This window comes from Nonomuraea muscovyensis, assembly GCF_014207745.1.
In the GTDB taxonomy this organism is placed as follows: domain Bacteria; phylum Actinomycetota; class Actinomycetes; order Streptosporangiales; family Streptosporangiaceae; genus Nonomuraea; species Nonomuraea muscovyensis.
Genome location: NZ_JACHJB010000001.1, coordinates 2,448,499 through 2,472,906 on the forward strand (window position 1 = coordinate 2,448,499; position 24,408 = coordinate 2,472,906).

Genomic DNA, 24,408 nt, shown 5'->3' on the forward strand with positions numbered 1-24,408 from the left:
CATGCTATGAGCAGACCCGCCATGCCGGGCGTGCCGCCCTGAGAGCCCTCTCAGGACACGGCTCTCAGGACACGGCTCCTCAGGGGCACGGCTCCTCAGGACTTGGCGGCCGGTTTGCGTGCCGCCGGGGCCTTCTTGGCGGCGGGCTTGCGCGGCGACGTCTTCTTCGGCGCGGGCGCCCGCTCGCGCCGCTCGGCCAGCAGCTCGGCGGCGCGCTCGATCGTGATGTCCTCGACCGTGTCGCCCTTGCGCAGTGAGGCGTTGGTCTCGCCGTCGGTGACGTACGGGCCGAACCGGCCCTCCTTCACCACCACGGGCTTCTTGGAGTTGGGGTCCTCGCCCAGCTCGCGCAGCGGCGCGGCGGCGGCCGCCCGGCCCCTGCCCCGCTGCTTGGGCTGCGCGAACAGCCCCTTGGCCTGGTCGATCGTGACGGTGAGCAGGTCGTCCTCGGAGGCCAGCGACCGCGAGTCGGTGCCCTTCTTCAGGTACGGGCCGAACTTGCCGTTGTGCGCCACGACCTGCTCGCCGTCCAGCTCGCCCACCACCCGGGGGATGGACAGCAGCCTGAGCGCGTCCTCCAGCGTCACCGTGTCGAGCGACATGCTCTTGAACAGCGAGCTGGTGCGCGGCTTGGGCGCGTCGGCCTTCTTGGTGCGCTTCTTCGGCGCCCCTTCGTCCTCCGGCGTGGGCAGGACCTCGGTCACGTACGGCCCGAACCGCCCGTCCTTGGCCACGATCAGGTGGCCGGTCACCGGGTCGTGGCCCAGCTCCCGGTCGCCGGTCGGCCGCGAGAACAGCTCCTCGGCCTTCTCGGCGGTCAGCTCGTCGGGCGTCATGTCCTCGGGCACGTTGACCCGGGCGCCGTCGCGGTCGAGGTAGGGCCCGTAGCGGCCGACCCGGATGACGATGTCGGTGCCCCGGATCGGGAAGGAGCTGATCTCCTTGGCGTCGATGTCGCCGAGGTCGGTGACCATCTCCTTCAGGCCCTCGTCGCCGTCGTGACCGTAGTAGAAGCGGCGCAGCTCCGGCACCCGCTCCGCCCGGTCGTTGGCGATGTCGTCGAGCACCTTCTCCATCTCGGCGGTGAAGTCGTAGTCGACGAGGTTGCCGAAGTGCTGCTCCAGCAGGTTGACCACGGCGAACGCCAGGAACGACGGCACCAGCGCCGTCCCCTTCTTGAACACGTAGCCCCGGTCGAGGATCGTGCCGATGATCGAGGCGTACGTCGACGGCCGCCCGATCTCGCGGTCCTCCAGCTCCTTGACCAGCGACGCCTCGGTGTAGCGGGCGGGCGGCTTGGTGGAGTGGCCGGCCACGTCGAGCCGCGTGACGCTCAGAGTGTCGCCCTCGGCGAGGTTGGGCAGCCGCTTCTCGGAGTCGTCGCGGTCGGTGGCCGGGTCGTCGGCCCCCTCCACGTACGCCTTCAGGAAGCCGTAGAACGTGATCGTCCGCCCGGACGCGCTGAACTCGACGTCCTCGCCCGAGGAGGACCGGCCGGCCACCTTCACCGACACCGACTCGCCGACGGCGTCCTTCATCTGGGACGACACGGTGCGCTGCCAGATCAGCTCGTACAGCCGGAACATGTCGCCCGGCAGCCCGGTCTCGCCCGGCGTGCGGAACTCCTCACCGGACGGGCGGATCGCCTCGTGCGCCTCCTGGGCGCTCTTGACCTTGCTGGTGTAGACGCGCGGCTTGTCGGGGACGTACGCCGAGCCGTACAGCTTGATCGCCTGGGAGCGCGCCGCCGCGATGGCGGTCTCCGACAGCGTGATGCTGTCGGTCCGCATGTAGGTGATGAAGCCCTGCTCGTAGAGTCGCTGGGCCACCTGCATCGTGTACTTCGCGGAGAAGCCCAGCTTGCGGCTGGCCTCCTGCTGCAACGTGGTCGTCCGGAACGGCGCGTACGGCTTGCGGGTGTACGGCTTGCGCTCGACGGAGCGCACGGCGAACGAGACGCCGGCGAGCCGGCCGGCCAGCTCACCCGCGGCGGCCTCCGACAGGTGGAGCACGTCGCCCGACTTGAGTGTGCCGGTGCTGGCGAAGTCGCGGCCCTGCGCCACGCGCCTGCCGTCGACCCCGGTCAGCGTCGCGGTGAAGTCGCGCGGCCGCTCCTCGGCCCGGCCGGTGTCGAACAGCGCCTGCAGGTCCCAGTAGTGGGCGGGCGTGAACGCCAGGCGCTCGCGCTCCCGCTCGACCACGAGGCGGGTCGCCACCGACTGGACGCGGCCGGCCGACAGGCGGGGCTTGACCTTCTTCCACAGCACGGGGCTGACCTCGTAGCCGTAGAGGCGGTCGAGGATGCGCCGGGTCTCCTGGGCGTCCACGAGGCGCAGGTTGAGGTCACGCGGGTTGGCCACGGCGTCGCGGATGGCCTGCGGGGTGATCTCGTGGAACACCATGCGGCGCACCGGCACCTTCGGCCGCAGCACCTCGCGCAGGTGCCAGGCGATGGCCTCGCCCTCGCGGTCCTCGTCAGTGGCGAGGTAGAGCTCGTCGGCGTCCTTCAACAGCTGCTTGAGCTTGTTGACCTGCGCCTTCTTGTCGGAGTTGACGACGTACAGCGGCTCGAACCCATGGTCGACGTTCACGCCAAGCCGGGCCCACGGCTGCCCCTTGTACTTCTCGGGGATGTCGTCGGCCTTCTCCGGCAGATCACGGATGTGACCGATGCTGGACTCCACGATGTAGCCCGCACCGAGGTACCCGGCGATCGTCTTCGCCTTGGCGGGCGACTCGACGATCACCAGGCGCGTTCCGCCGGCGCTGCCGTTGTTGGCTGGCACGCTGCTTCCTACCTCGCTGTTCGCTCGAAAATCCCCCTACCGGGAGCCGGCCCAGATCACAAAAGGTAACCCGACTCGCCGCATTTTCCTTCCCCCGGGGCTACCCACTGGCTTTCGGGTCCACCCACAAGGACGCAGAATAAAGCCCGACGAGCAGCACCGCGCCCTGACTCACCCTGGAGACTAATCGTTGTGCTCGACTACTCCTACATGGATATCTACATTCCGCGCGACCTGTCCCGTGAAGCCGCACGTCAACTGCTGACCGAGCACGCGGAGTACGGCCAGTGGGAGCTCTCGCGGGTGCGGCTCCATCCGGACGGGAGCCGTCAGGTGCGGCTGCGTCGCAAGATCATCCGCGTGCGCAGCACCCTCTGAGAGTTCGGAGCACTCCGTCGAGAGTACGTGCTCCGCGGTGTGGGCATGGCTTTGCCCGCCTCGGGCCGCGCCCCCGAGACGGGCAAAGCGTCTGGCTCGTCCGCCTCTCACCGGGCGGGTGAGAGGCGGACGAAGCGTGCGCGGGCGGTCTGGCGGACCGCCCGGCGACTGTCTGTCCGCGTCCTGTCCGGGTCCTGTCCCCGGCCTGTCCGCGGCCTGCTTGCGGTCTACTTGCGGCCGAGGCGGAACCTGCGGGTGGCGGCGAACAGCACCGCCGACCCGGCGCACATCGCGCCGAGCACGAGGGCGAACAGGGCGCCGGTGTTCATCCCGGTGACTCCGGCGGGGCGGGCGGCGCTCATCAGGCCGACGTCGCCGACCGGCAGGCTCCGGGTGGCCGACGTCACGGCGCCGCCCACCGGGGTCTTGGCGACCAGCGAGGTCGCCGGCTCGGCCGCGGCGAGCGGGCCGCCGGCGGTGGCCGTGGCGCCGGCCGCACGGGCCTTCTTGCCGGGCTTGACCGACTTGACCGGCGTGGCGGGCTGGCCGGGGAGCCCGGGCAGGGCCGGCAGGACGGGCAGCCCGAGCGTGTCGGAGACGCCGCCGACCACGGGCAGGCTCGCGCCGCCCACGGCGGGCAGCGTCCCGGCGGTCTGGTGCTTGACGGCCTTGTGGCCCGGGTGCTCGTAGCCGGGGTGCCCGCCGTCGACCGGCTTGCCGACCCGGGCCCCGCCGAGGCATCCGGCGGCGGCGTCGCCGAGGACGGCCACCGCGTTGCCGCACACGTTGATCGGGGCGGTGATCGGCGCGACGACCTGGTTGCCGCCCAGGATCGAGCCGTGGCCCGAGGTGGTGTTGCCGCCCGCGCCGCCCTTGCCGGTGTTCTTGACGGTGGCGCCGCCCTCGCAGCGGGCCTTGGCCAGCCCGACGGCGGCCACGGCGTTGCCGCAGGCGTTGATGGGGGCGGTGATCGGGGCCACGATCTGGTTGCCGCCCAGGATGGAGTGGCGGCCCGAGGTGGTGTTGCCGCCCGCGCCGCGGCCGGAGTTGTGCACCGACGCCCCGCCCTTGCACCCGGCGAACGCCTTGCCGAGGACGGCCACCGCGTTGCCGCACACGTTGATCGGGGCGGTGATCGGCGCGACGACCTGGTTGCCGCCCAGGATCGAGCCGCGGCCCGAGGTGGTGTTGCCGCCCGCGCCGCGGCCGGAGTTGTGCACCGACGCCCCGCCCTTGCACCCGGCGACCGCGTTGCCGACGGCGTTTCCGCACGCGGTGATGGGCAGGCTGATCGGGGCGATCACCTGGTTGCCGCTGCCGACGCCGAAGCGGCCGTCGGTGTCGTTGCCCTTGGAGCCGTGGCCGGGGCGGCCGGGGTGGTAGCCGTGGCCGCCCTTGCCGGAGGTGTGGACCGTGGCCCCGCCCTTGCAGCCCGAGAAGGCCCGGCCGAGCACCGCGACGGAGTTGCCGCAGACGTTGATCGGCGCGCTGATGGGGGCCACGACCTGGTTGCCGCCCAGGATGGAGTGGCGGCCCGAGGTGGTGTTGCCGCCGGCCCCGCGGCCGGAGTTCTTCACCGACGCCCCGCCCTTGCAGCCCGCGGCGGCGCCGCCGATGACCGCGACCGCGTTGCCGCAGGCGTTGACCGGAGCGGTGATCGGCGCGACCACCTGGTTGCCGCCGAGGATGCTGTGGTCGCCGGAGGTCCGGTTGCCGCCCGCGCCGCCCTTGCCGGTGTTCTTGACGGTGGCGCCGCCCTTGCAGCCCGCGGTGGCGCCGCCGAACACCGACACCGCGTTGCCGCAGGCGTTGACCGGGGCGCTGATCGGCGCGTTGACCTGGTTGCCGCCGAGGATGCTGGAGTCGCCGGACGTCCTGTTGGGGATGCCGCCCCCGCGCTGGTCGTCGACCGACGCGCCACCGCGAGAGGAGGCGCGGGACTCGCCGACCACGCCGACGGAGTTGCCGCTGATGTCGATGGGCAGCGAGATCGGCACGTCGACCTGGTTGCCGCCGCCGATGGAGTGGTCGCCGGAGGTGTCGGCCACGGCGGTGCCGCCGAACGACATGACGGCAACGGCGAGCAGAGCCGCGGGAGTGGAAACCTTCGCCCACGTACGCATGATGAATGCTCCTATGAGGATCTAGGGGGGATTACCTGACGGTTCGCGGGCAGCCGAGGCCGTACGAGGTCGGAAGCGCCACGTACAGCGCGACCTCGGGTTCGCGAACCAGTGATGACTGACGTGTCACCCGCGGGCGGAGGGGATCATGGCCGCGCTCCGCCACCCGGCACGTAAGGCCGGTATCCGGTCGGGGATCAGTCAGGTGAGAACGAAGGGTCGTCCGCCGCTGTGCGGACGACGGGGGGAAGCACGCACGCCAGGTGGGCGCGCCGGGCTTCGATCCGCGGGTCGTAGACGGACCTCGCGATGTCCCCCGCGCACGGCCCGGAGGGGCCGCTGCCACCGCCGTTGGGCACCAGACCGCCGGTGTCCAGCATCGAGCTCGCGGTGGAGGGTGTGGGCAGGCCGGGGTCGGACTGGCTGGTGAGCCCGTCGACCGTCAGTCCTGCCATCGCCTCGGCGTTGTCCGGCGCCGAGACCGTGCCGTCAGCCGTGGGGAAACCACCCTCGAAGGGCCCGGTGACGGTCTGGGGTGCGCCTGCTCCGGTCACCGCGGTGGAGTCCGCGGCCGTGGGAGCGGCGGGAGCGGGGACGGTCGCGACGGCGGCCGCAGAGGCCGGAGCCGCGAAGGACGCCCCGAACAGGACGGCGAGCAGCCAGCCGGCGACCACCAGGCCGCCGACCAACGCCGCTCGTACGATGACCCGACGGGCACCGGCCGCGAACCGCGCCATCCGGCAGGCCCGCTCGGTGATCGTGTCCGTCGTCGGGACGGGCGCGGGCACACGGCGCGCGACCGGGGCTGTCGCCCTCGGCCTCCGCACCGGCATGCGTGCCACGTGACCCTCCCCTGCTCCAGAACCGACCTCACGATGTGAGGCCGGTCCATGGACTCACCCCTCAACGGTCCGTAACCGTAGCAGTACTCAAGGTGGTCGCAAGAGCTTTTCAGCCGAGAGCCAGGAATCGGTCAAGCACCGGCCGCCCGAACCGGCGCGAAACGCCCACCACCCCTCGCGGGCCCCCGCGACACGCCACAGAACCCTCCCGGCCGCCCCTCCCCGGACCGCCCCGCGACGCCTCCCCGGTCGGCCGCCGAATTCTTGGTATGACGCACCCCCCAGAGTTTGCTAACCTAACTGAGCCGACGCGGGATGACGGTCCCACGTGCAGGCACCAAGTCCGGGTGGCGGAATAGGCAGACGCGCTAGCTTGAGGTGCTAGTGCCCTTTGCGGGGCATGGGGGTTCAAGTCCCCCCTCGGACACATACCAACAGCCTATGGAGTCCTGGTCGCTGGAACTGGCGATCAGGACTTTGTGCTTTCCGGGGTCGTAGACCAGTCGAAGACCAAGTCTCGCCGTTGATCTTGGCCTTGCGGGTGGGGTCGGCGAAGGACAGGACGTTCACCATCCCGCCCAGGCTCTCCATCACCGCCGCCAGGTCTTCACGACGCAGACTGACCGGACGTACGGCAGGGGAGCCCGGTTGAGCTGATTCTGAGCGGCGACCTTCCCCAGGAGGTACGGCGCCAGAGGCGTCCGACAGTTGCGAGCGGAGAGTGTGCCGCTTCCCCTCTCTACGATCATCTCCCGGCCAGGCAGGCAGAACAAGACTGGTTCTGTGGTCTGTACGCTGTCAGGCTGTAACCGTGAACGCTACAGACAGTGAGGTCTGGGATCCCTTCGGCACCTTGCGCAGCGCTCTTTGGATCGGAGGTGGCCAATGGGCCGGCAAATCCACCGTCGCCAGGCTGCTGGCCACCAGATACGGGCTGACCGCGTACCACTACGACTATCACGACGCGCGTGCACACAATGACCGTCGGATCGCACGCCGAGCGCGACGTGGCGAGCCCACCGCAGACCCCGACCCGGACAGCGTCTGGGTGAACACCAGCCCTCAAGAGATGGCCGACGAGACCCTGGCCGGCTTCTCCACGCGGTTCGAGTGGGCTTTGGACGACCTGCGCGGCCTGGTATCGGGGCGACCCATCATCGCCGAAGGTTGGGGACTGCGTCCCGAACTGGTGGCCCCCATCATCGACTCACCCCGTCGAATGATCGTGATGGTGCCGAGCGAGGAATTCCGTGAGCGTCAGCTCCGCGAACTGCCCCGTGCCGCCGCCGTCAATCCCGCGGTCAGCGACCCTGATCGAGCGCAGCGCAACCGACTCGCCCGAGACCGCCTCGTCGCCGACGAGGCCGCCCGCTCCGCTCGTCGCCTGGGCATACGAGTCCTTGAGGTTGATGGGCTCCACGATGCGGAGGCCGTGGCGGACATCGTGGTCGACCACTTCAGCTCCTATCTGCCGCTGTCGAACGTCTACCGGCCTTGACCACGCGGCTGATCGTCGCACTCGTCCTGAGCTCCATACGGACGCCATCGATGACCCGTCTCAGAGTTGCAGTTCGCATCCGCGGGTTCTACGTTCACGTCCCGAGTGTTTCCTCTGGCGGCTCGCCGTCCAGCTACCTGCAATGATCATGGATCTCAAGACGGCGAGGCATAGTCCTGCCGCAGGTGGAAGGCCAAGTCTCAGCCGGAACAGTCACGAGCTGCCTCATCCGCCTTCTTCTCCAGCCAAGCCACACACGTTTCTCCAGGCCAGGCCCGCGAGCGCTTCCCTCCCGGGTTAGCCCCGGGCGGTGCCGAGTTCGGTGAGCAGGGCATCGAGCACGTGCATGGCGCGCCATGCCTTGGTCATGCCGAACTGCGTGGAGAACCGTACGACGGCACGGGCCTCCTCCGGTGTGGCGCCGGCGCCGAGGGCGCGCATCAGATGGGCGCGGAAGCTCTCCTGAAGGGTCTGGAAGAGCACGTCGACGGTCATCGTGATGAACGTGCGCTCACGAACCGACAGCAGTCGCATGTCGGCGCGCATCCGCGACTGCAGGTCCATGTAGATGCCGAACGGTGCGTCGAGGGCGGCCACGGCCTGCCGCATCGGCTCGGGGATCGGGCTGCCCGTGCCGTTGGCGTTCACCTCATGGCCCTGGCCGGTGGGGGCAGGCAGGGCGTGCTCTCGTTCCAGGTCGGTCAGGCGGGCGAGCGCCGCCAGGGCGGCGGGGTAGCCGCTGTCGTAGGCGATGAAGCGGAGCACTTCGCGTAGGTCGTCGGCCGACAAGCCGCAGTCTCCCGCCATCGTCACGTGCTGCTGGAAGGGCAGGCCGAGGGTCTGCTGGCAGACGTCGGCCGTGAGGCACAGCAGGACCTTCTCGCGCGTGGTCAGTTCCGGGCTAGCTGGACGGCTGCGGCCATGGCGGCAGCGGTGGCCACGTCGGTGGGCAACCCGGCCAGGATGAGCGGGGCGAATCCGGCGGAGTGTGTGGCGATCGAGTATGCGGGCATGGCCCGGCTCAGGCGTTCACGGCGATCGAGGAGAAGGTTCGGGCCAACACCCCGAAGCTGGTGCAGCATCAGGCAGGAGGGTTGTCTGCCCCGGTGGGCGGCCGCTGATATGGCATCGGCCGTGATTCATTCCGCCGCATTTACCGTCGCTTTTGAGAGCTGGCCAGGGTCATTGGTCCTGATAGAAAAGGGCTTTCGTCCCTAGCGGTACGATCCCGGGCGGCGGGAGCGTGGAATTAGGCCTGTGGGACGAGCGAGGGAGCCTGGCCGGAGAGCCTCTACGGGGGAACGACGGAAGGGCTGAGAGGCCGGAAAGCCGAAAGGCAGACCGACGACCCCTAGCCACCTGATCCGGACAATGCCGGCGAAGGGAGAGCGCCTCACAGGTCTTTGTCGCGCGTTACGGCCCGGATGTCATCAGGTACGGCAAAGCGGCAGCCAGATCCGCCTCGGTGGGCCCTACAGCGTTTCCAGCAGGACGGCGAACCTGGAACGCCGATACACGTCGCTCAGCCGGAGGACTGCGGCTCGCCGATCTCACGGGCGACGGGCTTGAGCAGGTCGCCGGTGACCTGGTGAACGTGCAGGAGCAGGTCATCCACGGTCACCATGCCGACCACGGCTTCCTCATCAAGCACGGGCAGCCGGCGGAAGGAGTGCCGGCGAAACACCTCGACGGCCACATAGAGATCGTCGCCTGCCCGTACCGTCACCGGATCAGGGGTCATCACCTGACGGACCGGGAGATCGCCACTCACTCCTCGCGCAAAGGGCGCGAAGGGCGAGATCGCGATCGGTCACGATACCGACGAGGCGCTGCGCGTCCGACAGCACCACACTGCCGACGCCGTTGTAGTCCATATGCCGCGCGACATCACGAATGCTCGCATAGGACAACAGGACCACCACCGGCCTGGACATCACATCTCTGATCTTCATATCCACCCTCCCTCGCACGGGGGCCGATGCTCGTATGTGGTGCAGGACAACAGACGCGGGAACTCAGCCTCAGAGCAAGGACCCAACGCGGCAGCCGGCCCAGGTCTTGTCATACCCGTTTCCTGCTCGGCGAGGATGTCGTCCTCGATGGCAAAGAAGCTGCTCACAAGTCACCGAAGTCGAGCCGATTGGCTCCCCCTCGCCGTGGAGACCTGGCCTAAGAAGGGCTGGGCGTGGGAGAGACCAGACGCAGGTTCGATCCGGAGTTTCGGGCGAGTGCGGTACACATCGTCCGAGAGAGGGGTCAGTCCGCCCAGGCGGCCAGAGACCTGGGTATCAACGCGGGCACACCAGCCAACTGGGTGCAGATGGACCGGCAGGCCCGCGAGCAGGAGGCCGGGTCGGTGGGGAACCGGCCGAGTCCGAGCGTGAGGAACTGGCTCGGCAGCGGTCTCGGCGGACCGGGTCACCATCAGCCTTCCGTATAGTCCGGCACCTTTGCGAAGGCAGGCCCGACATGACAGACGATGATCGGATCCAGGAGATCACGATCCACTACGTACACGACGACACCCACCTGCGGCGCGACTTCGACCACCGGCTCGCGTTGTTCCTGCGCGCGCAGCCGGCGCATCGCCGCTGGGACATCACCCCGCTCGTGGACGCCCTGGACCAGCTCGGCAGGCGGATTCCCAGTGTGGAGGTCACGCTGCGCCGCGATCCGGCGCGTGCAGAGCTCGCAGTGTCCTTGGACTTCGATCTGCTCAGCATCCTGCGCAGAGGGCCCTGACCTGCTGCGGCGATCACGCCAGCACCGTCACTCGTGCCGGCTTGGCCGTCTGCTGACGAAGGAAAGAGCCGCTACGACAGAGCGCTGCCGATATGGCATGCGGCGGTGGCCGGCGAGCCCTCAGTAGGTGGCTCGAACTTCTGGTGTGGGCATGGTCAAGACCGTCGACGGCCCGGCAGCGCGGTGCCTCACGGGTCACCAGGAAGTGACGCATCGTTGCCTACGACATGAGACATCTGACACCAGCGCGATGAAGGTATCGGCCGGCCCATACGCCCGGCAACCGACTGCGGACCGGGAAGGCGGGGCGTTACGCACGCTCAGATGTCCTTCGGGGATGTGGGACCTTCGCCCCTATCGGACGGCCATATCAGCCATTCAGGATGGGCCGTATGCAGGTGACCACGAAGGTCGACAAGGCAACGCTGCGGCGGCTGTTCAGCACGTCGGGGCCGGTGGTGTCCACCTACTTCGACCTCGCCGCGTTTCCGGACGAGGATGCCTGGCCCAGATGGCACGCGCTGGCCAGACGGCTGAGCGAACAAGGGGCCGACCCGACCGCGATCGAGGCGCTGACACGAAGGGTGTCGATGTCGCTGCCGGGCTCGGGTGTGCTGGCGATGTTCGCCACGAACGATGAGCTTGTGCTGGCCGTGGAAATGGCCGGGGCACACCAGCCAGACCTGGCAGTCAACGCTCCTTTGCCGCGCGTGCTGCCGTTGCTGGCGTGGCTGCAGGAAAGGCCGCCGTACGTGCTGGCGATCGTGGACCGTACCGGCGCCGACCTCGCGGCCTACCCGTACGGCACGGTGACGGCGGTGAGGCAGACGGTCACCGGCCCGGACGATGAGATCGAGCGCAACGCACCCGGCGGATGCGCGCAGCTGCGCTACCAGCACCGGGCCGAGGACTCCTGGGAACACAACGCCACTCGGGTGGCGAACACGCTGACGCGTACCCTCGCCGATTTCCACGCTCGGCTGCTGCTGCTCGCCGGTGACTTGCGGGCCCTCCAATATCTCACCAAGCACCTACCGGAGTGGGTGCGGCGCACGGTGAGCATCCGGCGGGTCAGCGGCAGCCGCAGCCAGGACGGGGCCGAAAAGGGCAGGGCCGCGCAGGTCACCGCCCAGACCCGTCAAGCGGCCCAGGAGCAAACGCAGGCCCTGCTGCATCAGCTGGCGGAGGCAAGAGGCCCGTCCGGACGCGTCGCCGAAGGCATCCGCGACACCCTGGATGCGCTTGCCCGCGGGCGGGTGCAGACGCTTGTGGTCGTCGACGACCCGCAGGACCGGCGTACCGCGTGGTTCGGCCCCCTCCCTACGCAGGTGTCCGACCGCCGTGAGGTGCTCGCCCGAACCGCTGCCCCGGTCACAAGCGAACGCCTGGTCGATGTCGCGGTGCGGGCCGCTGTCCTCACCGGCGCCGAGATCCATGTCCTGCCACCCGGCACTTCCGGCGCACCGGCGCAGGGGATCGGGGCACTGTGCCGGTTCCCCGCCGCCGGCGGTCAGTGACCGGGACGTGAACTCCGCGACTCGCTAACCCCGCAGCCATCAGGTACATAGCTGCAGACGGACGTCAGGGGTGGTGCACGATCGCTTTCAGCCGGATCGGACCCGTGGTCGCACGACGGCCACGGGGCAGGATGCGTAGTGAAGAACGCCGTGGCTGACCGAGCCGAGTACGGCTGAGCGGATCACTCCCCGGCCCCGGGAGCCCACGACGACCAGGCCGGCACGCGCGCATGCCTCGCACAAAGCCGCAATGGGATTGCCGCGGACGACCGACTCGGTCACCTCCACGCCGGGATGCCGCTTCGTCCACGGTGCCAGCACCCGGCGAACACGTTCCTGCTGTACCTGGGCGATGACGTCGGTATCCAGTCCGAAGCCCGTGCCCAATCTGCTCGACGGCATGTCCCAGGCGTGCACGACCCGCAGCCGGGCACCGCGTGCCTGCGCCTCCTCGAAGGCGTAGTCGAGGGCTGGGTGCACGGCGTCCTCGGGATTCAACCCGGCCACGATCTCACCCTGCACCATGGCGGGTACGCCACGGACCACCACCACAGGCCCCATCGCATGCCCGGCGAGAGCGAACCCCACCGAACCCAGCAGGAGCCCGGCGAATCCGTCCAGTCCGCGGCTGCCGACCACGATGGCGGCAGCCTCGCCGGCCTGCGCGCGCAACATCTCGGCGGCGTGGCCGTAGAGCAGTTCGGTGCTCACGTGGACGTCGGCGCGATACTCGTCCGCCAGCGCGGCGGCCTCAGCCAGCAGCCGCTCGCCTTCCTCGCGGACAGCGTCGTCTAGCGAGCGCTCATACGGCTGCCCGCCGTGGACGACCGGTGCCACGACATGGACGATCCGCAGGTCACAGCCGCGTCGAGCCGCGTCGTCGGCCGCCCACAGCACTGCGGCCAGCGCTGCCCGGGACCCGTCCACGCCCACAATGATCGGTTCGGGCATGCGGATCAGCCCTTCCCGGTCGGCCCCGCGGGCAGCAACAGGGTGCGTACGTCCTGCGGCAGTCGGTCGAGCACGTGCATGACTGACGGTTCTGAGAGCTCCCTGCACAGGAATCGCGTGACCGTGGAGGCGAGTTGGGGGACGTCGCTGAGGGCGATGCGGCCTGAGCGGGCGAAGTGCTCGATGAATTCCTGCCGGTTCCGGCGGATCGGTACCTTGCCGGGGTCCCAGCCGTTGTAGTAGACGCCACGGAGCAGGTCGGGCAGTTGCGCGGCGAAGTGGGCCGTGGTGTCCACGGTCAGGCCGTCCCTGACCGTGTGCAGCCAGGTCCGCAGCACCCGCTGGGCGAAGTCGCGGTTCTCGGTGCCGATCATGTCAGCGAGGACGGCCAGCCACCGACTGGTGGTCTGCACGGTGTGCTCGATGCTCTGTACTCGCGTATGTGGCATCGTCCCTCCCAATGTCGTCTCTTCGCGGCTTCAAGCACATGCCGGCCGGCGCGGGACCCTCAGGTCCGAACCAGCAGGTCATACGCAGGGTCGCGTCACCATGCACACCGGCTTCCCGCTGACTGTCCAGGTCCCGGGAGAGCGCAGATCACCTCCACGAACCTCAGCTCGTCGGACTGGTCAGAGGTCCCGCGCCGTCGCCACGACCATCCCCTTCGGGGTAGCTCACCCCTTTTCGGTCACTTACCCCCTCGTCTTCGCTCCTACCAGCATGCCGATGCGTCGAACGTGGCGGTGGCGAACGCCCACTACATCGTGATCGTAAAGACGATCTTTACCGGTTTCGGGCGACAGGCTCGCCGACGCGTGGGACGGCGCGGGGTACGAGCAGTCAGAGCGCTGCGTCGATGTCTGTTCGGGAGGCGGCCGATGGAGATAGGGGAATCCGGGAGGAAAGCCCGGGACGTGATGCATGAGGGTGTTCAGTGCATCGGCGAACACGAGACTCTGCGCGTCGCCTCGCAGATGATGTGCGATCTCGGTGTCGGCGCGCTGCCCATCTGCGGGGACGATGACCGGCTGAAGGGAATCATCACTGACCGGGACATCGTGGTCCGCTGCTGTGCCCATGGCATGGACATCGACCAGACCACCGCTGGGGAACTGGCTCGTGGACTGATCTGGGTGGACGCCGACGCCAGCCTCGAGGAAGCTCTGTTCGCCATGGAGCAGCACCACATCAAGCGTCTGCCGGTGCTCGAAGGCCACCGTATCGCCGGCATCATCAGCGAGGCCGATCTCGCCAAAGAGTTGCCCGACAGCAAGCTTGCTGAGTTCGTTCACCGCGTTTACGCGCTGGACTGACAATTCGACTCGGGGCGTGGGCTAGGCCGAACTGACAGCCAGCGGCCGCCGGCTCTGTGATCCACGATGCGGGCGGTGATCTACGAGGGAGACGCTGCCGGAGCGCCAGCCCTCGTCGGCGATGACGGCGCGATGAGGCCATAGTGGCCGTCGTAACGGTGATAGACGAGGCTGCCCCGTGCGGTACCGACATCGACGAAGAAGATGAACGGCGAACCGATGGTTTCCAGACGTTCCACTGCTTCCCGAACAGTGAGGACGGGTGCCGGTGCAGAGCTGAGGGTGAGCGGAATCGACACCGGTCCCAGCCGGTCGGGCGCGGGGTCGACCTGCGCCAGCCGGTATCCGTCTCCGCTGTGATAGATGACGCTGTCCTGGCCGGTCTCGGCCTCGGTGAACAGATGGAAGTCGTAATCGAGTTGCTCCATGTCGAAGGCCGCCTCATCCGGCGTGGCCCAGGCCAGCTCGTACGTCTTGCGCCGGACGACCTCCCTCTCCTCCTCGGGCCGAGAGAAGTAGGGCAGCGAGCGACGGCGCGGGCTGGAATGTCGCCACTCATGGTCGGCGTCCTCCGGGCGTCGCCCGCGCAGACCCTCCCAGCCCCGGCCAGTACGGCGCAGCCGCAGCCGCAACCGGTCGCCGAGCAGCCGGATGGCCTGGTGCATGGACTCGGCGACCGCCTGGGCGCGGATGGGTCTGCCGCTGACGTCGAGATTCGCCTGCGCGGTGCAGGGCCGGGGCACGGCCGGATCGGCCGAGGCGCTGAGCTTGACCCGGGCAAAGAGAACCGGCTCATGGGCTATCGCAGTCGATGCCGCCACCACCTCGCGGGCATCTTCAGCCGCACCGGGCGAGATGGCGCCGCGCGTTTCCACCTGCACCTCGCCGGGGTCAAGAGCGACAGACGCCTGTCGACGGCTCATGCCGGTTCACCTCCACTCCGGAAGACGCTCTCCTTACCACCCTTGCCAGGGCCGGCATCTGGGTCACAGGGACTTTCGTCCTTCGACGGCAGGGCCATCGACCTCATTGAGACAAGGGATCACGCTTCGAAGGACCGCCGCGTGTTTTGACCCTCGGCTTCCAGGCCCACGACGCCGCTCAGGGCCTTGAGCGTCGCCGTGCCGCCGGGGTCACGGTCCGTGCTCACCGGCACCACGGCGACCTCGTCGACTCCCGCGGCGGCGTAGGCAGCCAACCGCGCGCTTACCTCGCCCACGTCGCCGAGCAGCGCGACCGAGGCGACCAGCTCCTCCGGCACGGCGGCAAGCAGCTCTCGGGGATGCGGCCCGGTACGCGCGTATGCGACGACGTCGGCGAAGCCGGCCTCGGCGAACATCTCGCCGTAGCCGGGCGCGGCCAGGTAGCCGACGACGGCGCGGCGGATCCGGTCGACGGCCTCACGGTCGGGGTCGACGGCGGCGATGACCCAGGCGGTCACGGAAACGCCCGGGTTCACGGCGCGTAGCTGGGAGGTCAGCCGATCGGCCGAGGCCGGTGTGATCAGGTTGAGCACCATGCCGTCGGCCAGGGCGGCGGTCCGCACGGCCGACGGGCCGAAGGCGGCGACGGACAGCCGCGATCCGGGGGCCGGCAGCCGGAGCCGGTAGCCGCTGCTGGCCACACACGACCCGGTGAAATCGGAGCGCTCGCCGTCGAGCAACGGCCGCAGGGCCTGGACGCTCTCCTTGAGCGCGGTCGCGGACCGGGCGCGCGAGCGCCCGTGCCAGCTCTCCACGACGAGCGGGCTGGACGTGCCCACGGCGACGTCCACCTGCCGCCCGGTCAGCCCGGCCACCGAGGCCGCGCCCATGGCGATCATCATAGGATCGCGCACGGCCACCGCCAGCGGCCCGACGGTGAGCCGGATCCGCGTCGTGGCCAGCCCGATGGCGGTGGCCAGGGCGAAGGCATCGTAGGTGGCCATCTCCCCGATCCACAGCGACGGGTAGCCCAGGTCGTCGGCCGCTCGGGCGGTGGCCAGGGCCTCCTCGGCGGGCTGGTCCTGCCACAGGCCGAGCGACACGCTCAGGGACGGTGAGGAGCTCATACGCGCTCCAGCAGGATGGCTGAGCCGGAGCCCGCGGCGCCGCTGACCGCGGCGACACCGTATCGGGCGCCCCGGCGGTGGAGCTCGTCGACGCAGGCGGCGACCAGGATGGCGCCGGTGGCGCCGAAGGCGTGCCCCATGGCGATCGTGCCACCGTTGACGTTGAACCGGTCGTCCCCGACGCCGAGGTCGCGCTGGAACTTCAGGCAGAGCGCGGCGAACGCCTCGGCGAACTCGAAGACCTCGACGTCGTCGGCGGACAGCCCGGCGTCGGCCAGGACCTCCTCGACCGCGAGCTGACCGGCGGTGAGCATGGTGACGGGGTCGGTCACGGCGGTGGCGGTGCCGGCGACGCGGGCGAGGGGCGGCAGGTCAAGGCCGGTGCCGACGAGCACCAGGCCCGCGGCGTCGCACAGGCTGGGCGAGGTGCCCCTGGTGTGCAGATGGCGGATCTCGTCGAGCTCGGGGAGGTGCTTGAGCACGACCTCGTCCTGCTCCGGGGTGCCGGCGAAGGACGGTTCCATCCCGGTGAAGGACTCGATCGTCAGGCCGGGACGTACGTGCTCGTCGCGCTCCAGGCCGCCCAGCCGGACGAGGGAGCGGTCGTAGCGGCCGGCCGCCCACGCCTTGGCGGCGAGGGCCTGGGTGCGCAGGCCGTACCGGTCGAGTTCGGCACGCTCGAAGCCCTCCTGGGTGGCGACCACGTCCGCGGCGACACCCATGTGGATGGAGCCGATCGGGAGCGACCAGAGCGGGCCGCGGTCGGAGAACATCGGCACGCGTGAGACCGACTCCACGCCGCCCGCGACGACGGTGCGGCTCGCGCCGGAGGCGACCAGCGCGGCGGCTGTGCGCACGGCGTCGATGCCGGAGGTGCAGTAGCGGTTGAGGGTCATGCCGGGCGCGTCGAAGCCCGTGGTGAGGGCGGCGGTGCGGGCCAGGTTCCCGCCCTGCTCGCCGTTCTGGGTGGCGCAGCCGACGACCAGGTCGTCGGCCGCGCCGACGCCGGTCCGCTCGCCGAGTGCCGCCAGCAGTGCCTCCAGCATGGCCAGCGGCGTGACGTCGGCCAGGCCGCCCCCGGGGCGAGCCTTGCCGCGCGGGGTGCGGACGCACTCGTAGATGTAGACGTCGTTCATCGCAGTTGCTCCGATCGCACCCAGGTCGCGTGGAAGCCGAGCGGCACCCGCTGGGGCAGCAGGACGCGTGCGATCGGGCCCTCCGACATCCGGGCGGCATGCAGGATCTGCACTTCGGAGCGGTTCTCCCGCTCGTCGGTGACGAAGGTGACCAGGTAGCCGTCGTCCTCGGCGGTCGAGCCGTCGCGCGGGGCGAAGGGCGCCTCGCTGCCGTAGACGCCGGGGCCGTAGGAGTAGGTCTCCTTGGCGCCGGTGACGTTGTCGTAGCGGACCAGGCCGTCGAAGAGGTTGGTCTCGGCGTCGGCTATGGAGACGTTGTAGGCGTACCGGGTGCGATAGCCGGTGGCGCGTGCGTCGATCGAGGGGAACTCGGTGTTGTGGTCCTCGTCCACGTACTCCTCGGACGTCCGGCCGGTCCGCAGGTCGAAGCGGTAGCGGTACATCCGCGCGTCGAGCTTCAGGTACTTGATCATCCGGGCCAGCGGCGAGCCGTTCCCGTGGGGCGCCGGGCGGGAGACCCGGCAGACGTCCATGATGATCTCGTCGCCGTCCTCCCAGGCGTTGACGACGTGGTAGATGTAGCAGGGCCGCGCCTCGAACCATCTGATCTCGTGCGCCTGGCCGCGCCGCGGGATCACGCCGAAGCGCGAGGGCAGCTCCCGGTCGAAGGTCAGCTTGTAGCGGCCCTGCCGGGCGGCGTCGAGGTCCTGGTAGAGCGGCAGGTCCATGAGGATGGCGTGGTTCTGCGTGATGGCCATGTCGTGCGGCAGCCGGGACCCGGGTAGGTCCAGCTCCACGCAGTGCTCCACGCTCCCGCCGGGGCCGACCACGCCGTAGCGCAGGTAGGGCGGCCGCGGCCCGTAGTCGAACCAGAACAGCTCGCCGGTCCGCTCGTCCACCTTGGGATGCGCCATGAAGTCGCCGTTCAGAGTGTCGAGGAAGGTGTCGGCGCCGAGCGTCTCCAGAGAGAGCGGGTCCAGGCTGTACGGCGTGCCGCACAGGTACCAGGAGGCGAGCACCCGGCCCCGGTGGAAGATCACGTCGGTGTTGGCCGTGTCCTTGTAGGGCAGACCGCGCGCGTTGCCGAAGGGGTTGCCCTTCGGGTTCTCCATGACGCCGGTCCAGAGTGCCTGGCCGGCGGCGGATTCGGCGTCGAAGGCCCGGGTGCGCACCCAGCGGTTGCGGTAGCGGGCGCGGCCGTTCTCGAAGTGCACGGCGTGGACCATGCCGTCGCCGTCGAACCAGTGGTAGCGCCCCTTCATGGGGTAGCGCGCGTTGGGCCCGTTGCGCAGGTACACGCCGTTGAGGTCCGTCGGGATCTGCCCGATCACCGTCAGCTCGTCGGCGGTGATCTCGTCCTGGACCGGCGCGTAGACGCCCAGCAGGTACGGATTCGCCTCGCCCGACTCGTCCATGATTACGACACTTTCGGCCATGCTCGAAAACTACGATAGACGAAGTTAGGTGTCAACATATGGACATTGACGGGCTGGCTTCGGCTTTCGTAGTGTTGCGCCCATCACACCCCTGGGAGTCGCGATGACGCATTCCGCAGACCGAATCGCCCGCTACACCGCGGCGGGCTGGTGGACCGGTGACACCATTGACCAGCTCCTCGCAGCGCACGTGGCGACCCGGCCCGACGACACGGCGATCGTGGACCCGCTCAACAAGGCCGACCTGCTGGACGGCCCGCCGAAGCGGCTGACCTGGGAGCAGCTCGGCGCGGAGGTCGAGCGCGTCGCCGGTGTGCTGCACGCGCACGGGATCGGTCCCGGTGACGTGGTGGCCGTGCAACTGCCCAACAGCGTGGAGCTGGCGGTGAGCTTCCTCGCGACCGTCCGGCTCGGCGCGACGGTCACCCCCTTCCCCATGCAGTACCGCGAGTACGAGCTGGCCCAGTTGCTGCCCCTGTCCGGTGCCCGGCTACTGGTCAGCGGCCGCGAGTCGCGGGCGCCGGAGGGCACGCCCACGCTGTCCTGGCCGGGCGACCTGGAGGGCGTGCCCGGCCCGGAGATCGACGCAGGGCCGCCACGGCGCGAGGCCGACCCCGCGGAGCGGGTGACGATCTGCTGGACCTCCGGCACCGAGGCGACACCCAAGGGCGTGCCCAGGTGCCACTACGACTGGCTGGCCATCGAGGCGATCTGCACGGCCGCGCCCGCGCTCACCTCTCGCGACGTGATCCTCAACCCCTTCCCCATGGTGAACATGGCCGGGATCGGCGGCGTCTTCCTGCCCTGGCTGCGGGTCGGCGCGACGCTCGTCCAGCATCATCCCTTCGACCTGCCCACGTACCTGGGCCAGATCGCGGCCGAGCGGGTCACCTATACCCTGGCCCCGCCCGCGCTCCTCACGATGCTGCTGCACCAGGACGCGCTGCTTGCCAAGACCGACATCTCCTCGCTGACCCGCATCGGCTCCGGCTCCGCCCCGCTGCCGCCGTCGATGGTGCGCGGCTGGCAGGAGCGGCACGGCATCGCGATCATCAACTTCTTCGGCTCGAACGAGGGCATCACCCTGCTGTCGGACCCCGCCCACATGCCGGACCCGGAGACCCGGGCCCGCTTCTTCCCCCGCCCCGGCGCGCCGGGGGCGCCGGAGCTGCTCGACCGGGTCAGCACGCGGCTGGTCACCCCGGACGGCAAGGAGATCACCGAGCCGGGTGTCCCCGGCGAGCTGCGGCTGAGCGGCCCCACGGTCTTCGCCGGGTACCTGCCGGGCACGGCCATGGCTGACCCGTTCGACGAGGACGGCTACCTCAGGACCGGAGACCTCTTCGAGATCGCCGGCGAGCGGGGGCAGTACCTGCGCTTCGTCGACCGGGCCAAGGACATCATCATCCGCGGCGGCATGAACATCGCCCCCGCCGAGCTGGAGGCATTGCTCGCCGGGCATCCGGCGGTCGCCGAGGTGGCCGTGACCGGCTACCCGGACGACGTGCTCGGCGAGAAGGTGTGCGCGGTCATCGTCAGCAAGGAGAGCGGGCTGGACCTCGCCTCGCTCGTCGACTTCCTGCGCGGCAAGGGCATCGCGTCGTACAAGCTCCCGGAACGGCTGGAGATCGTCGACGCGCTGCCCAGGAACCCGGTCGGCAAGATACTCAAGAGGGAGCTCAAGCTGTGATCCACGTTCTCGGCGGATACCAGACGGATTTCGCCCGCTCCGGCGTGGGCCTGTTCGAGATGCTGCGCGAAGCCTCGCTCGGGGCGTTGGAGGCGGCGGCCGTACCCGCCGGGGACGTGCAGGTGGCGCACGTCGGCAACCTGGCGGGCGAGCTGTTCGCCGGGCAGGCCCACCTGGGCGGCATGGTGGCCGCGATCGACCCCGCGTGGGCCATGCTGCCCACGTCCCGGCACGAGGCCGCGTGCGCGTCGGGATCCATGGCGGTCCTGGCCGCCATGGCCGATCTGGAGGCCGGACGGTACGACGTGGCCCTCGTCGTGGGCGTGGAGCTGATGCGCAACGTCGGCGCCAAGGAGGCCGCCGGGCACCTGGGCTGCGCGGCCTGGGCCGGCCGGGAGGCGCAGGCGGCCGACTTCCCCTGGCCGGCGCTGTTCGCCGAGATCGCCGACGAGGTGGACGCGCGTCACGGGTTGTCCCACGAGCACCTGGCCCGGATCGCCGAGATCAACCACGGCAACGCCCTGCGCAACCCGCTCGCCCAGGCCCGGTCGTGGTCCTTCCCCGACGGTTGCTTCGGGACGGACGACGTCCTCAACCCCGTGGTCGAGGGGCGGCTGCGCAAGTACGACTGCGGCCGCATCACCGACGGCGCCGCCGCCGTGGTCCTCGCCCACGAGCGGTATGGCAGGCGGGGCCCGGTCATCTCGGGATGGGCGCACCGTACGGCCCCGATGCTGCTGGCGGACAAGCTGGCCAGGCGTGAGCCGTACCTGTTCCCGCACCTGCGGCGGGCGGTGCTGGACGCCTACGAGCGCGCCGGGCTGCGCGGGCCCGAGGACGTGGACGTGATCGAGACGCACGACTGCTTCACGATCACCGAGTACGTCGCCCTGGACCACCTCGGGCTGACGCCCCCGGGCGAGTCCTGGCGGGCGATCGAGAGCGGCCTGATCGACTTCGACGGCGGCATCCCGGTCAACCCGTCGGGTGGCCTCATCGGTCTCGGCCACCCGGTCGGCGCCACCGGCGTGCGCATGCTGCACGACGCCGCCCGCCAGGTCTCCGGGGCCGCGGGCGAGTGTCAGGTGCCGGGCGCGCGCACCGCGCTGACCCTCAACATCGGGGGCAGTTGCACCACGGTCGCGCTGTTCGCCGTCACCGGCGGCTGAGGCCCGCCGGTGACGGCGAACGCTCACCAGCGCTCGCCGGCCTCCATCCGCCGGAGCACCTCCCGGCGGCTGATCTTCCCGGTGGCGTTGAGCGGCAGCGAGGTCACCGAAAGCGCGCTCTTCGGCCTCTTGTGCGCCGGAAGCGCCGCCCGGCACCGGCGCAGGACCTCGTCGGGCTCGATCCGGCGACCGGCGAGGCAGGTGTAGACGGCGGCGACCCGCTGGCCCCACTCCCCGTCGGCGAGCCCCACGACCGCGGCCTCCGCGACCCCGTCGACGCCGGCGATGACGTCCTCGATCTCCCGGGGGTAGACGTTGTAACCCCCGGTGATGATCATGTCGTTCCTGCGGTCGGTCAGCCACAACCGCCCGCCGGGGCCGAGGTGCCCGATGTCCCCCGTGCGCAACCAGCCATTCGTGAAGCCCTTGCCGAGGTCCGCGCGGCCCTCGGCGTTGTGGTAGCCGGGCGTCACCGGGTCGCCGCGCACCACGACCTCGCCCTGCTCCCCGTCCGGCAGCGGGCGCCCCTCCTCGTCGACCACGCGCAGGTCGATCGCCAGGCAGACACGCCCGGCCGAGGTCAGCAGCCCGGGCTCCCCTGCCAGGCCGCGGGCGTGGTCGTCGGCGTCGAGCACGGTCAGCGGCGGCATCGCCTCCACCAGTCCGTAGTACTGCACCAGGTGCGGCGTGAGCCGCTCGCTGGCGCGGCGGATCTGCCCGGGCGGCATCGGCGCCCCCGCGTAGGCGAGCATGCGCAGCGGGGTCCCGTCCGCGGCCTCTGCCAGCCGGGAGACCATCGTGGGCACCAGCGCTGTGTGCGTGACCCGGTGCTCCTCGACAGCGGCCAGGATCGTGGCGGCGTCCGCGTGGTCCAGGAACACCTGCGGAGCGCCCGCCATGAGCCAGGGCAGCACGAACAGCCCACTGGTGTGGATCGCGGGACCGGCGTGCAGGTAGACCGCGTCGGCGGCCGGCGGCCCGCCCAGCACCTCGTGCGTCATGGCCAGCGCCGAGGCGATGCGGTTGCGGTGGGTGCGCCGGGCGCCCTTGGGACGTCCGGTCGTCCCCGAGGAGTAGGCCAGCCCCACCAGATCGTCAGGCAGGACCCCGATCGGGACCGGGCCGCCGGTGACCAGGTCGTCGAGGCGCCGGCCGGGGGCATCGCCGGAGACGACCGCCTGCAGCCCCGAGCGCAGCGCCTCGGTGTCCTCGGCGAAGCGGGCGTCGTAGATCAGCGCCCGTGCGCCGCAGTCGTCGGCGATGCGCTCCCACTCCGCCGGGCCGAGCCGCGGGTTGAGCGGCACGCGGACCAGGCCGGCCATGGCCAGCGCGAGGTCGGACTCGACCAGGGCGCAGCCGTTCGGCAGCAGTTCGAGGACCCGGTCACCCGGCGACAGGCCGAGCGACAACAGCCCGCGGGCGAGCCCCGACGCACGCCCGGCCAGCTCGGCGAAGGTGCGGGCTCCGTCGGGCCCCTGCACGGCACGCCGATCGCCGAAGCGGGCGGCCGCGCGCTGGACCAGCAGGCCGATGGTCACGGGCGCCTCCGAGGGGTTGTGGGCGGCGGGAGCATTAGTACTATAGGCGAAGTCAGCTTGTGAGGAGAGGCATGCGCGAGGTCTTGCTCCTGGACGCCACCCGAACCCCCTTCGGCAAGAACCGCGGCGGCCTGTCAGGCGTCCGCGTCGACGACCTGGCCGCGCATCCACTGCGCGAGCTGATCGCGCGGCACCCCGCACTGGACCCGGCCCGGATCGACGACGTCGTCTACGGCGACACCAACGGCGCCGGCGAGGACAACCGCAACGTGGCACGCATGGCCGCCCTGCTCGCCGGGCTCCCCCCGACGGTCCCCGGGGTGACGGTCAACCGGCTGTGCGGATCGGGTGCCGAGGCGATCGTGCACGCCGGGCGGGCCCTCGCCCTGGGCGACGCCGAACTGGTCGTGGCCGGCGGAGTGGAAGGCATGAGCCGCGCCCCCTTCGTGCTCCCGCCGGTCGACACCGCCCTGCCGCGCCGGATGGACCTCGTACCCACCACGGTGGGCTGGCGCATGCCCAACCCGGCCTTCCCCGCGGGGTGGACCGAATCACTGGGCGCGACCATGGACCGCGTCGCGGCCGAACGCGGCATCGGCCGCGGCCGCCAGGACGAATGGGCGGCCCGCTCCCACCGGCTCGCGCACGAAGCCTGGGCCAAGGGCCTGCACGACGACGTGGTCGTCCCCCTGGCCGGAGTCACGACCGACGAGCCGGTGCGCCCCGGCTGCGACCCCGCCACGCTCGCCACCCTCCCACCGGCCTTCACACCGGACGGCACAGTCACCGCCGGCAACTCCTCCCCCGTCAGCGACGGCGCCGTCGTCGTCCTGATGGGCACCCGCGAGGCGGCGGCGGAACTCGGGCTCACGCCCATGGCACGGATCGTCTCCTCGGCCGTGGCGGCGCTCGAACCCGACAGGTTCGCGTTGGCACCCGTCCCCGCCGTGCACGCGGCCCTGCGCAAGGCAGGCCGGACCCTGTCCGACATCGCTGTGCTGGAGCTCAACGAAGCCTTCGCCGCCATGGCGCTGGCCTGCATGGACGAACTAGCCGTCCCGGAGCACCTGGTGAACCCGCACGGCGGCGCGATCGCGCTCGGTCACCCACTCGGCGCGTCAGCCGCCAGGGCCACGGTCGACTGCGCCCGGCGACTGGCCCGCCACGGCGGCATCGGCGTGGCCGCCGCCTGCATCGGCGTCGGGCAGGGCATCGCCGTCGTGCTGGAGGCGTGAGCCG

The 24,408-nt window shown here is 70.4% G+C and carries 22 protein-coding genes and 1 tRNA gene; 10 read left to right on the top strand and 13 right to left on the bottom strand.

The features are described 5' to 3' along the window. Window positions 1–95: 95 nt before the first annotated feature. On the bottom strand, window positions 96–2,786 hold the full coding sequence (gene topA, locus FHU36_RS11540) for a type I DNA topoisomerase (protein ID WP_185083711.1): 2,691 nt from the start codon (window positions 2,784–2,786) through the stop codon (window positions 96–98). 192 nt (window positions 2,787–2,978) lie between these two features. Between topA and FHU36_RS11545 the strand changes: the two genes are divergently transcribed. Beyond that, entirely contained in the window at window positions 2,979–3,164 is a 186-nt protein-coding gene (locus tag FHU36_RS11545; protein ID WP_185083712.1) for a DUF5703 family protein, read from the top strand. Window positions 3,165–3,391: 227 nt separating this feature from the next. Here the strand turns inward: FHU36_RS11545 and FHU36_RS44325 are convergent, their stop codons facing one another. Beyond that, window positions 3,392–5,287, bottom strand: coding sequence for a chaplin family protein (locus tag FHU36_RS44325; RefSeq protein WP_185083713.1), 1,896 nt, complete (start codon window positions 5,285–5,287; stop codon window positions 3,392–3,394). Window positions 5,288–5,484: 197 nt separating this feature from the next. Next, window positions 5,485–6,120: a hypothetical protein gene (locus tag FHU36_RS11555; RefSeq protein ID WP_246502351.1), complete on the bottom strand. Its 636-nt coding sequence runs from the start codon at window positions 6,118–6,120 to the stop codon at window positions 5,485–5,487. 350 nt (window positions 6,121–6,470) lie between these two features. On the opposite strand from FHU36_RS11555, the gene FHU36_RS11560 reads away from it, so the two are divergent. Beyond that, a tRNA-Leu gene (locus tag FHU36_RS11560) sits at window positions 6,471–6,556 on the top strand. Between the two features lie 384 nt (window positions 6,557–6,940). Then, complete coding sequence (locus tag FHU36_RS11565) at window positions 6,941–7,627, top strand: hypothetical protein (RefSeq protein WP_185083714.1); 687 nt, start codon at window positions 6,941–6,943, stop codon at window positions 7,625–7,627. Between the two features lie 297 nt (window positions 7,628–7,924). On the opposite strand, the gene FHU36_RS11570 is transcribed toward FHU36_RS11565, so the two are convergent. The 3 genes from FHU36_RS11570 to FHU36_RS11580 form a co-directional block, all read right to left on the bottom strand. Then, on the bottom strand, window positions 7,925–8,632 hold the full coding sequence (locus FHU36_RS11570) for a carboxymuconolactone decarboxylase family protein (protein ID WP_312891636.1): 708 nt from the start codon (window positions 8,630–8,632) through the stop codon (window positions 7,925–7,927). A 517-nt stretch (window positions 8,633–9,149) separates the two neighbouring features. Beyond that, entirely contained in the window at window positions 9,150–9,368 is a 219-nt protein-coding gene (locus tag FHU36_RS11575; protein ID WP_185083715.1) for a CBS domain-containing protein, read from the bottom strand. Next, window positions 9,358–9,579 carry a CBS domain-containing protein gene (locus FHU36_RS11580; RefSeq protein WP_185083716.1) on the bottom strand — a complete coding sequence of 74 codons (222 nt, stop codon included), beginning with the start codon at window positions 9,577–9,579 and terminating at the stop codon, window positions 9,358–9,360. Before FHU36_RS11580 ends, FHU36_RS11575 begins: the two co-directional genes overlap by 11 nt. Window positions 9,580–9,812: 233 nt before the next feature. Here FHU36_RS11580 and FHU36_RS45545 point away from each other — a divergent pair, with 233 nt between their 5' ends. The 3 genes from FHU36_RS45545 to FHU36_RS11595 all read left to right on the top strand — a co-directional run bounded on the left by FHU36_RS45545 (window position 9,813) and on the right by FHU36_RS11595 (window position 11,886). Continuing rightward, window positions 9,813–10,067 carry a transposase gene (locus FHU36_RS45545; protein WP_221495842.1) on the top strand — a complete coding sequence of 85 codons (255 nt, stop codon included), beginning with the start codon at window positions 9,813–9,815 and terminating at the stop codon, window positions 10,065–10,067. A gap of 29 nt (window positions 10,068–10,096) precedes the next feature. Beyond that, entirely contained in the window at window positions 10,097–10,369 is a 273-nt protein-coding gene (locus FHU36_RS11590) for a hypothetical protein (protein WP_185083717.1), read from the top strand. A 392-nt stretch (window positions 10,370–10,761) separates the two neighbouring features. Further along, window positions 10,762–11,886, top strand: a complete 1,125-nt coding sequence (locus FHU36_RS11595) for a baeRF2 domain-containing protein (RefSeq protein ID WP_185083718.1) — start codon at window positions 10,762–10,764, stop codon at window positions 11,884–11,886. Between the two features lie 87 nt (window positions 11,887–11,973). On the opposite strand, the gene FHU36_RS11600 is transcribed toward FHU36_RS11595, so the two are convergent. Together FHU36_RS11600 and FHU36_RS11605 are read right to left on the bottom strand one after the other, a co-directional pair. Next, on the bottom strand, window positions 11,974–12,837 hold the full coding sequence (locus FHU36_RS11600) for a universal stress protein (protein WP_185083719.1): 864 nt from the start codon (window positions 12,835–12,837) through the stop codon (window positions 11,974–11,976). A 5-nt stretch (window positions 12,838–12,842) separates the two neighbouring features. Continuing rightward, window positions 12,843–13,286: a DUF2267 domain-containing protein gene (locus tag FHU36_RS11605; protein WP_185083720.1), complete on the bottom strand. Its 444-nt coding sequence runs from the start codon at window positions 13,284–13,286 to the stop codon at window positions 12,843–12,845. A 429-nt stretch (window positions 13,287–13,715) separates the two neighbouring features. Here FHU36_RS11605 and FHU36_RS11610 point away from each other — a divergent pair, with 429 nt between their 5' ends. Then, window positions 13,716–14,150, top strand: coding sequence for a CBS domain-containing protein (locus tag FHU36_RS11610; protein WP_185083721.1), 435 nt, complete (start codon window positions 13,716–13,718; stop codon window positions 14,148–14,150). Between the two features lie 80 nt (window positions 14,151–14,230). Here FHU36_RS11610 and FHU36_RS11615 read toward each other — a convergent pair whose 3' ends face one another. The 4 genes from FHU36_RS11615 to FHU36_RS11630 form a co-directional block, all read right to left on the bottom strand. After that, window positions 14,231–15,073 carry a sigma 54 modulation/S30EA ribosomal C-terminal domain-containing protein gene (locus FHU36_RS11615; protein WP_185083722.1) on the bottom strand — a complete coding sequence of 281 codons (843 nt, stop codon included), beginning with the start codon at window positions 15,071–15,073 and terminating at the stop codon, window positions 14,231–14,233. Window positions 15,074–15,192: 119 nt separating this feature from the next. After that, window positions 15,193–16,200, bottom strand: a complete 1,008-nt coding sequence (locus FHU36_RS11620; protein ID WP_185083723.1) for an LLM class F420-dependent oxidoreductase — start codon at window positions 16,198–16,200, stop codon at window positions 15,193–15,195. Beyond that, complete coding sequence (locus tag FHU36_RS11625) at window positions 16,197–17,336, bottom strand: acetyl-CoA C-acyltransferase (protein ID WP_185083724.1); 1,140 nt, start codon at window positions 17,334–17,336, stop codon at window positions 16,197–16,199. The genes FHU36_RS11620 and FHU36_RS11625 overlap by 4 nt, the downstream gene beginning before the upstream one ends. Beyond that, window positions 17,333–18,772, bottom strand: a complete 1,440-nt coding sequence (locus FHU36_RS11630) for a carotenoid oxygenase family protein (RefSeq protein WP_185083725.1) — start codon at window positions 18,770–18,772, stop codon at window positions 17,333–17,335. Before FHU36_RS11630 ends, FHU36_RS11625 begins: the two co-directional genes overlap by 4 nt. Window positions 18,773–18,875: 103 nt before the next feature. Between FHU36_RS11630 and FHU36_RS11635 the strand changes: the two genes are divergently transcribed. After that, window positions 18,876–20,462, top strand: coding sequence for a class I adenylate-forming enzyme family protein (locus FHU36_RS11635; RefSeq protein WP_185083726.1), 1,587 nt, complete (start codon window positions 18,876–18,878; stop codon window positions 20,460–20,462). Next, on the top strand, window positions 20,459–21,631 hold the full coding sequence (locus FHU36_RS11640; protein ID WP_185083727.1) for an acetyl-CoA acetyltransferase: 1,173 nt from the start codon (window positions 20,459–20,461) through the stop codon (window positions 21,629–21,631). The genes FHU36_RS11635 and FHU36_RS11640 overlap by 4 nt, the downstream gene beginning before the upstream one ends. Window positions 21,632–21,654: 23 nt before the next feature. On the opposite strand, the gene FHU36_RS11645 is transcribed toward FHU36_RS11640, so the two are convergent. Then, window positions 21,655–23,169 (bottom strand): class I adenylate-forming enzyme family protein, encoded by a 1,515-nt coding sequence (locus FHU36_RS11645; RefSeq protein WP_185083728.1) that lies wholly within the window; start codon window positions 23,167–23,169, stop codon window positions 21,655–21,657. A gap of 71 nt (window positions 23,170–23,240) precedes the next feature. Between FHU36_RS11645 and FHU36_RS11650 the strand changes: the two genes are divergently transcribed. Then, window positions 23,241–24,404, top strand: coding sequence for a thiolase family protein (locus FHU36_RS11650; protein WP_185083729.1), 1,164 nt, complete (start codon window positions 23,241–23,243; stop codon window positions 24,402–24,404). Window positions 24,405–24,408: the final 4 nt, after the last annotated feature.